The sequence below is a fragment of the Flavobacterium phragmitis genome, from assembly GCF_900112575.1.
GTDB lineage: Bacteria > Bacteroidota > Bacteroidia > Flavobacteriales > Flavobacteriaceae > Flavobacterium > Flavobacterium phragmitis.
On sequence record NZ_FOMH01000007.1, the window covers coordinates 156,820 to 172,510 of the forward strand.

The window sequence follows — 15,691 nt, forward strand, 5'->3', positions numbered from 1 at the left end:
TGTTTAAAAGATGTAGCAAAGAAGATGAAGTGGAATTAATAATTTATAATATTTAAAATGAAGAAGAAGTTTTTTAGGTTTAGCCTCGTGCTAAGCTCTATGATGATGGGTAATATGTATTCGCAAGTAGGGATGCCGACCAATAATCCAAATAAAGATGCAGTATTAGATTTGAACAGAACAGATGGTACAAGTGCAAAAGGTCTGCTGTTGCCAAAAGTAGAATTGACAGCCCTAAACAGTGCATTACCTATGACGGCAAATGTAGCAGGGATGCATGTTTGGAACACTGCAACAACAACTGGAATAAACGCAGTAACTCCTGGAGAATATTATAATGATGGAGCAAAGTGGGTTCGTGTGGCTTCTCCTATTGATGCTTGGTTGCAGGATGGAAATACTAATGGAGCATTAAAGACAATAGGGACTAAAGATAATTTCGATCTTCCTTTTATTACCAATAATACAGAAAAAATGCGATTGACATCAGGTGGTAGGCTTGGTATTGGTACAGATACTCCTTTAGTGGGATTTCATTTAAAATCTAGTGACCCTAATAATAATGATTTGATGATAGAGGGAGTTGACGACGGGGCAACTTTTATAATAAAACGTTCAACTACTTCGAGCTTACCAACTGGACAAGCTTTAGGTGGTTTAATTTGGACAGATGTTGATCCAACTCCTGGTGTTGCAGCTTTAACTAGAATTAACTCTTATTTTAGAGGGCCGGATTTATCATCGCTAAGTTTTTTTGTAAGCAGATCAACATTAGCACAAATGACTTTAAATCAAAAAGGATATCTAGGTTTAGGTACTACTTCTCCAGGATCAAAATTTCATTTATATAATGAAAATATTTCTGATAGTGATGATGATTTTAGGATTGAAACTAGATCTGATACATACACACCAGGTGTTTTTATTGATAGAAATCGAACTGGCGGGGCAAATCTTATGAATAATGATCCTTTGGGACTTGTTGTTTTCAGATCTAATCTAGGAGGAGCTTCCTCAGCTAGTCAGTTAGTTTATCTTAAAGGTACATATAAAGGAGATGGAACTACTAATTTGTCAAGTTTAGCTCTAGGAACATCAAATACAGATCGTATGGTAATCAATGAAAACGGAAATGTAGGTATCGGTACAAGTGCGCCAGCCCAAAAGCTGGATGTAAATGGGTCAATTAAATCAACAACTGCATTAATTGTATCAGATGCTCGTTATAAAACGAATATCGAAACACTACAAAAACCATTAGAAATAGTAAATCGTCTTCGTGGTACATCGTACGAAATGAATACCAAGCAATTCCCAGATAAAGGTTTTGCAGAAGGAAAACAATATGGTGTTATCGCGCAGGAGGTAGAAAAAATATTACCGGATTTAGTAACAACCGGAAGCGACGGTTATAAAGCGGTAAATTATCAAGGTTTTATTCCGGTTTTAATTGAAGCTGTAAAAACTCAGCAAACAGAAATCGAAAATCAGAAAAAACAATTAACTGCCAAAGATTCGGAAATAAAAGAGCTTAAAGCCAGAATGGATAAATTAGAAAAAGCGGTAAATGGTCTGCTGAAATAACGAATTGTAGTTTTATAAATACTCTAAAATTCGAATTTGAAATTCTTTCGAAAAACAAAAACCAAAAACCCGAAGCATTTTAATTGCTTCGGGTTTTTGGTTTGTATCAAGTTGTTAAATACAATTTTTCTGACTGTTGAATTGGTTTTGAGTTTAGAATTGTGTAATCTTGAATAAGAAAAGTTTTTATAGAATGAAATTAAAAACAATAGTATTACTATTTATTTCTTTCCTCTTTACAAGCTGTAAAGAGGAAATTCCGGCATCGATAAAGTTGAAAATCGAATTTGAAAATAAATTAAATCGAGATCTTTCAAAAATTTATGGTATTCAAGTCTATAAGGATGGAAAAATATTCAAAGAATTTCGCGCATTTGAAAAACCGTATATAGAAGAAGAAATTATTTTAGACAGTTTGACAAACGGCTCCTATAAAATTGTGTATGCGAATTTGGTCAATCAAACTTTACAGAAAACGATCGACATAAAAGAAAACAAGTTTTATGAAGTTTCGATATTTCCGAATTATTCAGATTACAAAGTTTTAATTAGTAAATCATTTGTTCGAAACTTAAAGGAAAATCAAAAAGTAGAATTCTATTTTGAAAGCTTAGGTTGTTTTCATTCTGCAAAAGAAAATTTAATTGTTTCAAAAAAAGACAAAACACATTACGTCGAGTATAATGGAAAACGTCGAATTCTAAATAAAAACGAATTAGACGCCATAATTAAAATGGAATGCGAACTGGAACTTATAAAATATGGTGGCTGTACAACGTCAGATCATTACAGTATCAAATCTGGAAATCAAGAAAAGGAATTTTATGATGAAACCTGTAAATGGAATGGTTGGAATAATTTGATTAAACTTCTTAATTTGAAGAAAACTAAAGTTTGATTTTAGGATGAACACTGAAAGCATAAAAATATTAAGAAGCAAAATAGCAATTCCGTTAAGCGAAGCAATTCGGCTTTTAAAGAAGAATAATGACGATGTTATACTTTCTGAACAAGATTTTCATAATGAGAATATTATAGAAATTTGTAAAAAAGCAGATTGTCAAGAAGAAACAGCAAGAAAAGAATATCATATTTGTGATTGTGATGTAATAAAAACGATTGAAAGAATCAATCAAAAGCTAGTTGTTATAGCAACTGGGAATAATCCTGTTTCAAAAATAGGTTTTATTTTGTGGCCGGAAAATGCAGAAGGAGAATTTTATAAAACAGAGAAAAGGAATGATGTTTTCATTCAAACTGAAGATTTTGATCTTGTTTTAAAAGAATTTCAGAATGTTTTTCCAATGAAAAATCCTTGGAACAATGAGGCAGAAAATGAATTTGACGTTTTAGGACATAATTATTTCGACAATAAAACGTGTGAAAAGATTGTGGAAGAAATAAATAAGATTCAAACAAGAGACAAAAAAGAAGAAACTTTTCTGGCAGAACTAAAAAACTGGCTCAACGACAAGTTGAATTATGCTGATTTTATTGTGGTTTATGGTAATTTGTAATTAGAATATGAAATCAAATATCAAAATAAGAAAAGCAGAAAACCAAGACCTAAACTTCGTCTACAAAGCCATCTGTGAACTCGAAAATGAAGTTTTAGATTTTGAAGTTTTTGAAACGATATTCAATGAAAACATTTCAAACCCAAAAAATCTTTATTTAATTGCCGAAAACGAAAATGAAGACTTAGGGTTTATTAGTTTTCATACCCAAAATTTACTGCATCATTGTGGATTGGTTGGAGAGATTCAAGAGTTTTTTATCGATCAAAAATATCGAGGTCAAGGCGTTGGAAGAGTTTTGATAAATGAGATTTTAAATTTTTCAGAACAGCATAATTTAAAAAGTATCGAAGTGACGACAAATAAAAAGCGAATAGAAAATGTGGCGATTTATGAGAATTTGGGGTTTACTTTGAGTCATAATAAGTTTACGATTTATAAGTAATCATAGAATTTATCGGCCAGATTTGTCATTTCGACCGAAGGGAGAAATCACACACGAAACTCCGCATGGAAAATCGCCAATCTTTGTCGAGTCACTAGTGTGATTTGCTTCGCCTGTTCGCTATCGCTCGGGTCTTCCTTCGTCGAAATGACAAGATTGTGTTGAAAAATTTTGATAGATGTCCATTTCAAACCAATGAAAATAGAAAAAGCCAATATAACCGACAACGAAACTCTAACGGAAATAACCAAAAAATCAAAAGCTTATTGGGGATATTCTGAAGAACAAATTCGGAAGTGGGATAAAAATTTGACCATTTCGCAAGATTACATAAGATTACATAACGTTTTTAAATTGGTTGATAATGATTTAATTATTGGTTATTATTCTTTTATTTTTGAAAATGACAAAACTGTAGAACTTGATAATTTATTTGTCTTGCCTGGATATATCGGAAAAGGATTTGGAAAATATTTGCTTCTAGATTTTTTAAACCGAATGAAAGGAATTGGAATCGAAAAAATAACGCTAGATTCAGAACCCAACGCTGCGGAATTTTATTCTAAAATGGGATTTGTAAAAGTTGGAGAATTTGAATCGTCAATAAAAAACCGTTTCATGCCAATTATGGAAGTGAAACTTTAAAAATGAACGGAATTAAAATTATGAATACAAAACAACGCTGCCTGATTGGATTAGTATTTTTTCTAATCAGTTATTTATTCTTTTCTAAACTGTTACCAAATGTAAGCGAATCGGTAGATTTTGCGCATTGGTTTAATTTAATTGGCGCTTGTTTTTTATTGTCTTTTAATGATGCATTTCCAAAAACAAAGATTAATAAAGTGGGTTCAGTTTTAACAGCTTTAGGTGTTGTTGCTCATATCGGACTTTGTACAATCGATTTTATAATGTCGAGTTACGGAAATAACGAAATCGAAAAAGCGGAACTAAGCCAACATATCAGTAATTCGCCATTGCTTTTTTATCCATTTATAGCTGTTGGGCCTTCTTTGCTTTTTCTTGGTTTGGCGCTTCATGCCTTTACTTTTATAAAAACCGAAACTGTAAAATCTTTAATGGTAATAATTGGTGCGGTTGCTGTTGGAGTTGCCTTTTTTGCTTTGAAAAATGGTGTTTTGATGGTTTTAAGTTGTGCGTTTTTTGTTTTAGGGTTGGGATTGTTGCTGTATAAAAGAGGAATTTAGAAGCCATTAATTTACTAATAGCAACATTTAAATTAAATTTTTGAAAAAGATTTTTACTGCAATCTTGTCATCCTGAGGAACGAAGAATCACACTAGAGATTCCGCATGTAAAATCGCCAATCTTTGTCGAGTTTCGAGTGTGGTTCTTCGTTCCTCATAATGACAAACTATTAGTGTATAAAAAAAGAAGGGATTTTGCTTCAGCTTTTTGTTTGGAATTTAGTCCCGATAGCTATCGGGATCAAATATTGGAATTTAATCGCCCAATTAATTAATTTCCAGAAATATCTGTAGAAATACTAAATTTGGATATTTAGGTTTTTGAAATCTTAACTTAACAGAATCAATTGAATATGGGAACAAAAAAAGGGAAGCTGAATAGAATTTTGAAGACAGTATGGATCTTAGGAGGTTTGTTATTTACAATTTGGCTGTTTTATTCCTATGAATCGGATGGTGTCGATAAGTCTTTTTTAGAAAGTAACAATTCGGTGAAAGTAGAAAATGCTTCCGATTATTATTTATTTGAGCCTAAAAAAGAATTTAAAAACGTTGTAATCTTTTATCCTGGAGCAATGGTGGAAACAGAAGCTTATGTGCCGCTGTGTCGCAGATTGGCGGATCAAAATATAAAGGTTTATTTGATAAAAATGCCTTGGCGACTTGCGTCAAAAGGATATAACAAACCTAAAGATTTATACCTTTTTGAAGATGCTTCAAAAAACTACATTCTGACAGGACATTCTCAGGGAGGAAAAATGGCAGCGCAGTTTGTATATGAAAACCCTAAACTAATTGATAAGTTGATATTAATAGGAACTTCGCATCCCAGAGATATTTCTCTTGCAGCAATTGAGATTCCAGTTTTGAAAATTTACGGTTCAAAAGACGGTGTTGCAGGCGAAGGATCTATTATGCAAAACAAATCGAAATTACCTCAAGCAACAAAATTTGTAAGGATAGAAGGAGCAAACCATTGCCAGTTTGGTTATTATGGATTTCAGTTGGGAGACGATAAAGCCGATATCAGTAGGGAACAACAGCAGAAAGAAACTTTGGATGCAATGGTTTCTTTTATACAAGAATGATTTTTTCTGGTTAGAAAATTAGTCAATGAGATAATTAGTCAATTTGATAATTAGGAAATTCTTTTTACTCAATTTTGTCATTTCGACTGAAAGGAGAAATCACACTAGAAACTCTACAAAGATTGGCGATTTTGCATGTCGAATTACTAGTGTGATTTCTCCTTTCAGTCGAAATGACAAACTATGTAAAAAAAACCAAAGCGAAAGCTTTGGTTTTTTAATGGAATTTGGAATTTAAAAATTTTGGAATTTCTTAATCAACCCATTTATAATAACGAGCTCCAATTAAAACAGGAATTTCTTTTTCGATTCGGTCTAAAACCCATTCGTTTTTCGGTGTTCTTATGCTTTGTTTTTGTTCTTTTTTATGAAGACTTTCGTAAGTATTGAAATCAATCTCTATGCTTTCGGCTAGATTTTCGAAAAGTTTTACATTCTCTAAAGCCGATTTCCATTCTGGCTGAATCGTTCCTTCAAAAACTTTTGATTTCGATCCGCTTCCGTATGCTAAGAAACCGAATTTAGTTCCTGAAACTTCTTTTTTAGTGTCATAAAAATGAGCCAAAGTCGATAACAATCCCATGAAAATGGAACCAGTGTATAGGTTTCCGATTAAAGAAGAAGCCAATTCTGCAGGTTGTAATTTCTCGGTAACAAAACTTCTGTAATCATCCGATTTTGCCACTTCTTTAATTTTTGTCTGATAATCTGCAGGTGCAATAGCATCGGCAATAATTTTTTCGGCACTGTCTAAAGCGTAGATTTCAGACAACATTCTTCTTCCTTGGAAAGAATAGGGTAAATGCATTACGATGCTATGCCAGGTGTTGTATAAAGTTTCGGTTGTGTTTTTTAATTTTTTGAATGAAAAGTAGGCATTACGCGTACGATCCATATAACATTGGTTGGAATATTGTCCGTCAAAAACCGGCTGATCTTTGTGGATTTCGATTTCAGATTCTAAATTATCAAACCAAGAATCGTTGTTTGCGTTTTGAGTAATTTCTTCTTTAGAGATAGTTCTATACGGTTTAAAGAAATCAAAAACACCTTTTGTACTAGTTGCCCAATTGTCATCAAAAGCAATAATTTTTGGGTTTGCAGAAATTAACATGGCAACAGCTCCTGCGCCTTGAGTGTATTCTCCGCCAGAATTCAAATCGTATTTTGCAAAATCAGAAGTAACTACAATTGCTTTTTTAGTGGGATTTAATTTTACGAAATCCAAACAGTTTTGCATGGCATCAACTCCTCCAATACAAGCGAAAGTAAAGTCAACTACATCACATTCTGCTAATGAATCTTCGCCAAATTTTTGCTCCATTAAACTAATTAAATAAGAAGCAATTGGTTTCGAGCTGTCAATACCGCTTTCGGTACCAACATAGATTCGGCTGATTTCTTTTAAGTCAATTTTATTATCAATGATAAGCTTGGTTAAAGCATTTGCTCCAAAAACAACCGCGTCCTGATGAACATCTGGGAAAGTCATTTTCAATAAACCAAGACCTTTTTCTAGTTTTTCGGGTTCAATATTTCTGGCGATTGCCAAAGTTTTTATGGGTAAATGTATGTTTGCTACATCAAACGAAATAGCATCAATTCCTGTTTTCATTAGTAATTTTTTGAGCGGCTAAAGGTAAAACTATGTTGTGGAATGACAATTTTTTACTCAGATAAAATTTATTGGTGATCACACTTTTAAAGAAAACAAATCAAAACTTTGAATAAAATAACAATATGATAAATTTTTGGTAATCTACTTAGGGTTGAATTTCTTTTTAAAATTTTAAAAACAGTGATTTGAGGTTTTCTATAATGAATTATTTTTTATCAACTTCAACTCTGTACGTAAAAATACGTAGGGAAGGGCTATTTTAAAATCATTATAAATAACAACGAAATGGTTGTAGTTCTTTTGTAATTGAGTTATTTTTGTCTAATTTTTTAAAACAAACTACTTAACACTTATGGCACAATCTGCACAGTTGAATGCTTCCATCTTAAAGAAAGTAGCAATGGCTCTTTCGGGAATATTCTTAATCACGTTTTTAGCGCTGCATGTTACCTTAAATTTTATTTCCGTTCTTAGTGAAGACGCTTTCAATGAAGCTTCTCACTTTATGGGATACAATCCGCTGATTCAGTATGTAATGCAGCCAGTTTTGGCATTTGGAGTAATTTTCCACTTTGTAATGGGATTTGTACTTACAGCACAAAACAGCGCAGCAAGACCAATTGCATACGCTAAATACAACGGAGCTGCAAACGCTTCTTGGAGTTCTAGAAATATGATTATTTCTGGATTGGTTATTTTGGCTTTCTTAGGATTGCACTTTTATGATTTCTGGTTTCCTGAAGTTAGCTACAAATATATAGCGGGTACAGCACCAGATGCTACAAGGTATTATGGAGAGTTAGTTCACAAATTTCACAGCCCGGTTCGTACAGGATTATACTGCGTTTCTTTTATCCTTTTAGGATTTCACTTATGGCACGGGTTTGCATCTTCTCTTCAATCTGTAGGGATGCACAACAAATACTCTAGATTTTTGGCGAAAGTAGGTTACTGGTTTGCGGTTGTAGTTCCGGCAGCTTTCGTAATTATCGCTTTATTTCATCATTTCAAACAATAATTAATATCAATTATAATGGCATTAGATTCAAAAATTCCAAATGGTCCTATAGCGGACAAATGGACAAATTATAAAGATCATATTAATTTAGTAAACCCTGCTAATAAACGTAATCTTGATATTATCGTTGTTGGTACAGGTTTAGCTGGAGGTTCGGCTGCGGCTACTTTGGCTGAGTTAGGATATAACGTAAAAGCATTCTGCTTCCAAGATTCTCCACGTCGTGCGCACTCTATCGCTGCACAAGGAGGTATCAACGCGGCAAAAAACTATAAAGGTGACGGTGACTCTGTTTACAGATTGTTTTATGATACTGTAAAAGGAGGTGACTACCGTGCTCGTGAGGCAAACGTTTATCGTTTGGCTGAAGTTTCTGCTAACATTATTGACCAATGTGTGGCTCAAGGGGTGCCATTGGCTCGTGAATATGGTGGACTTTTAGATAACCGTTCTTTTGGAGGAACTTTGGTTTCTCGTACATTCTACGCACAAGGACAAACTGGACAACAATTATTGTTAGGAGCTTATTCTGCAATGAACCGTCAGATTGGTCGTGGAAAAATTAAAATGTACAACCGTCACGAAATGCTTGACATTGTAATCGTTGATGGAAAAGCGAGAGGAATTATCGCTCGTGACTTAATTACGGGAAAAATAGAAAGACATTCTGCTCATGCGGTAGTAGTTGGTTCTGGAGGATACGGAAACGTATTTTTCCTTTCTACAAATGCTATGGGAAGTAACGCAACAGCAGCTTGGAAAATTCATAAAAAAGGAGCGTTTTTCGCAAATCCTTGTTACACGCAAATTCACCCAACCTGTATTCCGGTTTCAGGAGATCACCAGTCAAAATTGACTTTGATGTCTGAATCTTTGCGTAATGACGGTCGTATTTGGGTACCTAAAAAATTAGAAGATGCTCAGGCAATCCGTGAAGGAAAGAAAAAAGCAATTGATTTATCTGAAGACGAAAGAGATTATTTCTTAGAAAGAAGATATCCTGCTTTTGGTAACTTAGTTCCTCGTGACGTTGCGTCTCGTGCAGCTAAAGAAAGATGTGATGCTGGTTTTGGAGTTAACAAAACTGGAGAAGCAGTTTATTTAGATTTCGCTGCTGCTATCGAACGTTACGGAAAAGAAGCTGCTCACGTAAAAGGTTTGAATGAAAACGACAAAGCTTTAGTTACTAAATTAGGAACTGATATCGTGAAAAGTAAATACGGAAACTTATTCCAAATGTACTTGAAAATTGTTGACGAAGATCCTTATGTAACACCAATGATGATTTACCCAGCGGTTCACTACACAATGGGTGGAACTTGGGTTGATTATAACTTAATGACTACAATTCCTGGATGTTTCTCAATTGGAGAATCTAACTTCTCTGACCACGGAGCAAACAGACTTGGAGCTTCTGCTTTGATGCAAGGTTTAGCTGATGGATATTTTGTACTTCCTTATACTATCGGAGATTATTTAGCTCCAGATATTAAAATGGGACCAATTTCTACAGACTTGCCAGAATTCGTTGAAGCTGAGAAAGCAGTTGTAGATCAAATCAATAAATTTATCAACAACAACGGTAAACATTCTGTAGATTATTTCCATAAAAAATTAGGAAAAATTATGTGGAATAAAGTTGGTATGGCTCGTAATGCTAAAGGTTTGACTGAGGCTATCGAAGAAATTGCTGCTTTACGTGAAGAGTTTTATAAAGATGTAAAAGTTCCAGGAAGCGCTTACGAATTTAATCAGGAATTGGAAAAAGCGACTCGTGTTGCCGATTTCTTAGAATTAGGAGAATTGTTCGCAAAAGATGCTTTACACCGTAATGAATCTTGTGGAGGTCACTTCCGTGAGGAATATCAAACAGAAGAAGGAGAAGCACTTCGTGACGACGAAAACTTTGCATACGTTGCAGCTTGGGAATACAAAGGAAAACCAAGTGATGCAGTATTACACAAAGAACCTCTTAATTACGAAAACATTAAATTAGTTCAAAGAAGTTATAAATAAGAATTTGGTCGAAAGCCCAAAGTCTTAAAGTCAAAAGGCAATATGTGCCAAGCGACTTTCGACTTTCGACTTTATGACTTTCAAACGAAAAAGGTATGAAACTTACATTAAAAATATGGCGTCAAAAAAACGCTCAAGATAAAGGAGGGATTGTAGAATATCCTATCGATGGAATCGAACCAGACATGTCTTTCCTTGAAATGTTAGATGTTCTTAACGAAGGTTTAATCAACAAAGGAGAAGAGCCTGTAGCATTTGATCACGATTGTCGTGAGGGAATCTGCGGAATGTGTTCTTTATTCATCAACGGTGAAGCGCACGGACCAGACAGAGGTGTTACAACTTGCCAGTTACACATGCGTATGTTCAAAGATGGTGACACGATTTTTATTGAGCCATTTAGAGCAAAAGCTTTCCCAGTAATTAAAGATTTAGTGGTTGACAGAAGTTCTTTTGACAGAATTCAGCACGCAGGAGGATTTATCTCTGTAAATACTTCAGGAAATACAATTGATGCGAATACTATTCCAATCAACAAAGACGACGCAGATAAATCATTTGATGCAGCTGCTTGTATTGGTTGTGGAGCTTGTGTTGCAACTTGTAAAAACTCTTCAGCAATGTTATTCGTTTCTGCAAAAGTTTCTCAATATGCATTATTGCCTCAAGGTAAAGTTGAAGCAGTTGACCGTGTATTAAACATGGTTCACCAAATGGATTTAGAAGGTTTCGGTAACTGTACCAATACAGGAGCTTGTGAAATCGAATGTCCAAAAGGAATTTCACTTGAGAATATTGCACGTATGAACCGTGAGTATTTAGCAGCAAGTTTAAAAGGTTAATTAAAACCGATTGATATATTTAAAAAACGCTTCCAATATCGGAAGCGTTTTTGTTTCTATTCATAATATAATTGTGATGCGTTGATTTCTTCTTTGTTCAGGCCTTCTTTCTGAATAAAACAGTTTAAAATTGTTCCGCCCGTCAAATCAAAATAACTGATGTTGAGTTTGTGAAATCCTTTTTCCAGTTTTACAGCGCCGTAAGCTTCGTTCATCCAATGAATGCCATCGTTGTCTACAATTAATTCATCATCTATAAAAAGCTTCGATCCGTCGTCTGAAAGCGTCGAAAAAGTATAATTTCCTGTTTCTGGAATAAAGATATATCCGTTGAATTTTAAACCGATATAACGCTCTAATTTCGTTTTCCATTTTTCAGCAGTGATTTTGCCTTCTAAAATGCCAGAAGAAACAGGTTTTGCAAGTTCTAAATCCTGAACTTGTTTAAATGTTCCTGTAAAATACTCGTATTTCAAACCATTTTTCTTTGGCTGAATAGCTAGAGCCGGTCTCAAATCTGGATTGCGAACAATTATTTTGTTTATGGAACTTCTTTTGCCACTTTCGCTTATTTGAATTGTTTTAATAATTCGATATTCTCCTTTCGGAATATTTATTGTTACAGGATTTTGATATAATGCTGCCGTTTCATCAGGATTGTAACCATCAATGGTATAGAAGATTTTCCCATTTTTTATGGTTGGTTTCAAATCCAAAATATATTTTGATGCAATTAATGCTTTTTCTTCAGAACCAAAAGACGTTGGAACTTTATATAATCTGTTTTCTAATTCCAGTTTTTCTAAATGATAAGGTAATTGATTTTGAATAAAATGATTGTAATTTTTATTCGGAGTTTGGGTCCACGCGATTTCGGCTAAAGCAAAAATTCTGGGATAAAGCATATAATTTAATTTTGCCGGACTCGTTAAATATTCCGACCATAAATTGGCCTGAACTCCTATAATATATTTTTGTTCTTCAACGCTTAAACTATCAACAGGAGTTGGATTGTAATGATACACTTTTTCTAAAGTACTCAATCTGCCAACCGTAAGCGGTTCGTTTGGTGAATATCCCTGATTATAATCAAAATAGACCGTGCTTTCTGGAGTCATTACGACTGGATGTTTCAGTTTTGCAGCATGAATACCGCCCGATTCTCCTCGCCAAGACATAACGGCAGCATTTGGTGCAAGTCCGCCTTCCAAGATCTCATCCCAGCCAAAAACCTGTCTTCCGTTTGCATTTAGGAATTTTTCAATTCTTTTAATGAAATAACTCTGCAGTTCATGTTCGTCTTTTAAACCCAGATCTTTGATTCGTTTTTGACAGTTTGGACAAACTTTCCATCTCGTTTTCGGACATTCGTCTCCTCCGATATGAATATTTTTGCTCGGAAATAAAACGATTACTTCTGTTAAAACATCTTCCAGAAAAGTAAAAGTTTCTTCTTTTCCTGCACAAAAAACATCTTCAAAAACACCCCAAGACTCTACCACTTTATAATTTCGATCTGGAAAACAAGCCAGATTTGGATATGCGGTTACAGCTGCAGAAGCATGACCCGGCATTTCGATTTCGGGAATAACATTCACATAATGTGCTTCGGCAAATTTTATGACGTCCTTAATTTCTTCGTGAGTATAAAATCCGCCGTATGGATTTCCGTCAAAAAAGAAGGGTGATCTTTCGAATTTATTGCCTACTAAAGTCTGTGCTCTTTTAGAACCCACTTCTGTCAGTTTTGGGTATTTTTTTATTTCAATTCTCCATCCCTGATCGTCTGTTAAGTGCCAGTGAAAGTTGTTTAATTTATAACTGGACATTTGTCTAATAAAATCTTTTATAACATCAATAGTGAAGAAGTGACGGCAGACGTCTAAATGCAAGCCTCGGTAAGAATATCGGGGTTGATCTTCAATAATTATGCATGGTAATTTAATTTCACCGGAAATTTTGTTGGGAAGAAGTTGTAATAATGTTTGAACAGCATAAAAAAGTCCTTCTTCTTTTCCCAAAATTGAAATTTTATTTGAAGTAATTTCAATTTTATATCCTTCTTTTGATTTGAAATTTACATCCGAATTAAACTCAATTTTCAGATTTGATTTTTTTGAAGATGATTGAGCGTTTAATGCCGATTCTAAAATTTTTGCCGATTTGGATTCCTTTTCGCTGAAATTTTTATTTATAAAATTCACCTGAACTTTTCCGTTAATGCGAATACTGTCTCCAGTCAGTTTATAAAAGTTTGGAGCTGGAATTATAGAAATGTTCTGTTGTGAATTTTGAGCATTTCCATTTAAGAAAGGAAGAAGGAAAAAGATAAAAAGGAATTTTTTCATAAGAGAAAAACTTTAAATTGTATTAAAAAGGTATTTTAAAGATAGGTAAAGGATTTTAAAACTGGTTTTTGAGTGATTTTATTGATAATACCGCTTTTGGTTTCGATGAAATATTTATTGAAATGTTTATTTTTGTAATTAGAAAAAAACAATCGGCATGAGCACTGAAAATGAAGTTTTAAATTACAGTAAAGAAGAACGTAAAAATCATATTCTAAAAGAAATCAACCTGCACACGCGTGTGAGTTTTGAAACTCTTTCGGCTAAACTTGGTGTTTCCGAAGATACTGTTCGCCGTGATATTAATGAATTGGATGCCGACTCGCTTTTGATTAAAGTGAAAGGTGGTGCCATGACCAAAGGATATCACTATTCTTCATCTAACCAGACTTATGCTGTAGAAGCCAAACAAGTTATTGCACAAAAAGCAGTCGCTCTTCTTCATGATGGAATGGTTTTAATTGTTGACGGAGGAACTACTATTCGTGAATTCATCCGCTTAATTCCAAATGATCTTAATCTGACTGTTTTTACAATTACGGCTTTAACGGCGGTTCAGCTTTTAGATAAACCTAATATCAAAACTATCATGATTGGTGGAAGCATTTCTTCATACAGTCAAATGTGTGTGAGCGGTGAAGCTTTTCATCAATTGGCCAATATAAAAGCAGATCTTTTGGTTTTGGGAACAAATGCTCTAGACATTGACGGCGGTTATTCTGATTCTGACTGGGAAACGGTTCAGGTTAAAAAAGCCATGATTCAGGCTTCAAAGAAAACTGCAGTTTTAACTATTACTGAAAAACTGAATACCGTTCTTAAAATGAAAATTGCCAGTGTATCTGAGGTAAATTATGTAATTACCGAAGAAGAACCAACGAGTACCAAACTAAAACCATATAAAGAAAACTTTCCAAGTTTGACGGTAATTTAATCCCAATTTTTTACCAGAAAATCAATCCAGTTTTGATGAAAGATTTTTTTCAGATCTTCATCAGTATAACCATGATTTTTAAATATCAAAACTAACTTTTGTAAATCGGCAATGGTGTCTAAATCATACGGACATTGTTCTGTTCCAAAAGCGCCGTCCAAATCGGAACCAATTCCGATATGATTTGCATTTCCTGCCAGTTGGCAAATATGATCCATGTGTTTGAAAGCGGTTTCTAAACTGCAATTCATTTTCTTCGGATCTGAAATTCCTCTTTCCCAATTCGGAACCATCATCCACGCATCTAAAGCACCGCCAATAACAGCTCCTCTGGAAATTAAAGCTTTAATCATCTCGTCGCTGTATTGGCGATTATGATCAACTAAAGCCCTGCAATTGTTGTGACTTGCCCAAACCGCTCCATTAAAATGATCTAATGCCTGCCAAAAAGCATCGTCGCATAAATGTGTCGCATCCAGAATAATATTCAAACGTTCCATTTCTTTCAATAAATCAATTCCGTTCTGGTTCATTTTTCCAGTTGCATCGGTTCCGTTGGCATATCTTCCCGGGCCGTAATGTGCGGGGCCAATGGCTCGCAATCCATAATTATAGGCTTTTTCCAAATAGGAAATATTTACAATTGAATCGGCACCTTCCAAACTTAAAATATATCCAATTGGTTTTTTATCGTTTGGAGTTCCGTCATTCCATAAATCATAATGTTTTAGGAGTGATTTTTTATTTGTAATCTGCGTCATTTCTCCGGCTTCTTCCATGGATTTGTACCAGGTCAGCTGTCCTTGAGTTTGTGCCCAGGCTTGTTCCGGAGAATTCCATCCCGGAATAATACTACCCGGTTTTACAAATCTTGCGATTTGAGTGGCAACCACAATTCCGATATTACCGCGTCGAAGATCGGGAAAAGAAACTGTTGCGCGTTCGCGATCGGGTTTGTCGGTCATTCCTTTTTCCAAATGACGTAAAGTTGGAACATCGTTTCTCAGATCCCGATTCCATTCCATTGCATTCATGCTGAGATCCAAATGAGCGTCTAGTATAAACATAAGTAA

The 15,691-nt window shown here is 34.4% G+C and carries 14 protein-coding genes; 11 read left to right on the top strand and 3 right to left on the bottom strand.

The genetic code is table 11. The features are described 5' to 3' along the window. Positions 1–57 precede the first annotated feature (57 nt). From BM289_RS13810 to BM289_RS13840, 7 genes are all read left to right on the top strand, one after another. A complete protein-coding gene (locus BM289_RS13810) occupies positions 58–1,584 on the top strand; it encodes a tail fiber domain-containing protein (RefSeq protein WP_091494496.1) in 1,527 nt (508 codons plus the stop codon). A 193-nt stretch (positions 1,585–1,777) separates the two neighbouring features. Continuing rightward, positions 1,778–2,482, top strand: a complete 705-nt coding sequence (locus BM289_RS13815) for a hypothetical protein (RefSeq protein WP_091494497.1) — start codon at positions 1,778–1,780, stop codon at positions 2,480–2,482. A gap of 7 nt (positions 2,483–2,489) precedes the next feature. Next, positions 2,490–3,101, top strand: a complete 612-nt coding sequence (locus tag BM289_RS13820; RefSeq protein WP_091494498.1) for a hypothetical protein — start codon at positions 2,490–2,492, stop codon at positions 3,099–3,101. Between the two features lie 7 nt (positions 3,102–3,108). Continuing rightward, on the top strand, positions 3,109–3,546 hold the full coding sequence (locus tag BM289_RS13825) for a GNAT family N-acetyltransferase (protein WP_091494499.1): 438 nt from the start codon (positions 3,109–3,111) through the stop codon (positions 3,544–3,546). A 195-nt stretch (positions 3,547–3,741) separates the two neighbouring features. Then, a complete protein-coding gene (locus tag BM289_RS13830) occupies positions 3,742–4,191 on the top strand; it encodes a GNAT family N-acetyltransferase (RefSeq protein WP_091494500.1) in 450 nt (149 codons plus the stop codon). Positions 4,192–4,193: 2 nt separating this feature from the next. Further along, positions 4,194–4,754, top strand: coding sequence for a hypothetical protein (locus tag BM289_RS13835; RefSeq protein WP_244165377.1), 561 nt, complete (start codon positions 4,194–4,196; stop codon positions 4,752–4,754). A gap of 353 nt (positions 4,755–5,107) precedes the next feature. After that, positions 5,108–5,842 carry an alpha/beta hydrolase gene (locus BM289_RS13840; RefSeq protein ID WP_091494501.1) on the top strand — a complete coding sequence of 245 codons (735 nt, stop codon included), beginning with the start codon at positions 5,108–5,110 and terminating at the stop codon, positions 5,840–5,842. Between the two features lie 253 nt (positions 5,843–6,095). Here BM289_RS13840 and BM289_RS13845 read toward each other — a convergent pair whose 3' ends face one another. Continuing rightward, positions 6,096–7,457, bottom strand: coding sequence for a hydroxymethylglutaryl-CoA synthase family protein (locus tag BM289_RS13845; protein WP_091494502.1), 1,362 nt, complete (start codon positions 7,455–7,457; stop codon positions 6,096–6,098). A 355-nt stretch (positions 7,458–7,812) separates the two neighbouring features. Here BM289_RS13845 and BM289_RS13850 point away from each other — a divergent pair, with 355 nt between their 5' ends. The 3 genes from BM289_RS13850 to BM289_RS13860 all read left to right on the top strand — a co-directional run bounded on the left by BM289_RS13850 (position 7,813) and on the right by BM289_RS13860 (position 11,336). Beyond that, positions 7,813–8,478 carry a succinate dehydrogenase cytochrome b subunit gene (locus tag BM289_RS13850; RefSeq protein ID WP_091494503.1) on the top strand — a complete coding sequence of 222 codons (666 nt, stop codon included), beginning with the start codon at positions 7,813–7,815 and terminating at the stop codon, positions 8,476–8,478. 15 nt (positions 8,479–8,493) lie between these two features. Next, positions 8,494–10,494 carry a fumarate reductase/succinate dehydrogenase flavoprotein subunit gene (locus BM289_RS13855; protein ID WP_091494505.1) on the top strand — a complete coding sequence of 667 codons (2,001 nt, stop codon included), beginning with the start codon at positions 8,494–8,496 and terminating at the stop codon, positions 10,492–10,494. Between the two features lie 95 nt (positions 10,495–10,589). Next, positions 10,590–11,336: a succinate dehydrogenase/fumarate reductase iron-sulfur subunit gene (locus BM289_RS13860; RefSeq protein ID WP_091494507.1), complete on the top strand. Its 747-nt coding sequence runs from the start codon at positions 10,590–10,592 to the stop codon at positions 11,334–11,336. A 56-nt stretch (positions 11,337–11,392) separates the two neighbouring features. Here BM289_RS13860 and BM289_RS13865 read toward each other — a convergent pair whose 3' ends face one another. Then, positions 11,393–13,684 (bottom strand): family 20 glycosylhydrolase, encoded by a 2,292-nt coding sequence (locus tag BM289_RS13865; RefSeq protein WP_091494509.1) that lies wholly within the window; start codon positions 13,682–13,684, stop codon positions 11,393–11,395. Between the two features lie 157 nt (positions 13,685–13,841). Between BM289_RS13865 and BM289_RS13870 the strand changes: the two genes are divergently transcribed. Continuing rightward, complete coding sequence (locus BM289_RS13870; protein WP_091494511.1) at positions 13,842–14,618, top strand: DeoR/GlpR family DNA-binding transcription regulator; 777 nt, start codon at positions 13,842–13,844, stop codon at positions 14,616–14,618. On the opposite strand, the gene BM289_RS13875 is transcribed toward BM289_RS13870, so the two are convergent. Continuing rightward, complete coding sequence (locus tag BM289_RS13875) at positions 14,615–15,685, bottom strand: dipeptidase (protein ID WP_091494513.1); 1,071 nt, start codon at positions 15,683–15,685, stop codon at positions 14,615–14,617. The two genes, BM289_RS13870 and BM289_RS13875, sit on opposite strands and share 4 nt — an antisense overlap. Between the last annotated feature and the right edge of the window lie 6 nt (positions 15,686–15,691).

Bases quoted from the DNA above. Each gene is read 5' to 3' on its own strand.
- BM289_RS13875 (WP_091494513.1), bottom strand. From the start codon at position 15,685: ATGTTTATACTAGACGCTCATTTGGATCTCAGCATGAATGCAATGGAA.
- BM289_RS13850 (WP_091494503.1), top strand. From the start codon at position 7,813: ATGGCACAATCTGCACAGTTGAATGCTTCCATCTTAAAGAAAGTAGCA.
- BM289_RS13825 (WP_091494499.1), top strand. From the start codon at position 3,109: ATGAAATCAAATATCAAAATAAGAAAAGCAGAAAACCAAGACCTAAAC.
- BM289_RS13845 (WP_091494502.1), bottom strand. From the start codon at position 7,457: ATGAAAACAGGAATTGATGCTATTTCGTTTGATGTAGCAAACATACAT.
- BM289_RS13860 (WP_091494507.1), top strand. From the start codon at position 10,590: ATGAAACTTACATTAAAAATATGGCGTCAAAAAAACGCTCAAGATAAA.
- BM289_RS13810 (WP_091494496.1), top strand. From the start codon at position 58: ATGAAGAAGAAGTTTTTTAGGTTTAGCCTCGTGCTAAGCTCTATGATG.
- BM289_RS13870 (WP_091494511.1), top strand. From the start codon at position 13,842: ATGAGCACTGAAAATGAAGTTTTAAATTACAGTAAAGAAGAACGTAAA.
- BM289_RS13815 (WP_091494497.1), top strand. From the start codon at position 1,778: ATGAAATTAAAAACAATAGTATTACTATTTATTTCTTTCCTCTTTACA.
- BM289_RS13840 (WP_091494501.1), top strand. From the start codon at position 5,108: ATGGGAACAAAAAAAGGGAAGCTGAATAGAATTTTGAAGACAGTATGG.
- BM289_RS13820 (WP_091494498.1), top strand. From the start codon at position 2,490: ATGAACACTGAAAGCATAAAAATATTAAGAAGCAAAATAGCAATTCCG.
- BM289_RS13830 (WP_091494500.1), top strand. From the start codon at position 3,742: ATGAAAATAGAAAAAGCCAATATAACCGACAACGAAACTCTAACGGAA.
- BM289_RS13835 (WP_244165377.1), top strand. From the start codon at position 4,194: ATGAACGGAATTAAAATTATGAATACAAAACAACGCTGCCTGATTGGA.
- BM289_RS13865 (WP_091494509.1), bottom strand. From the start codon at position 13,684: ATGAAAAAATTCCTTTTTATCTTTTTCCTTCTTCCTTTCTTAAATGGA.
- BM289_RS13855 (WP_091494505.1), top strand. From the start codon at position 8,494: ATGGCATTAGATTCAAAAATTCCAAATGGTCCTATAGCGGACAAATGG.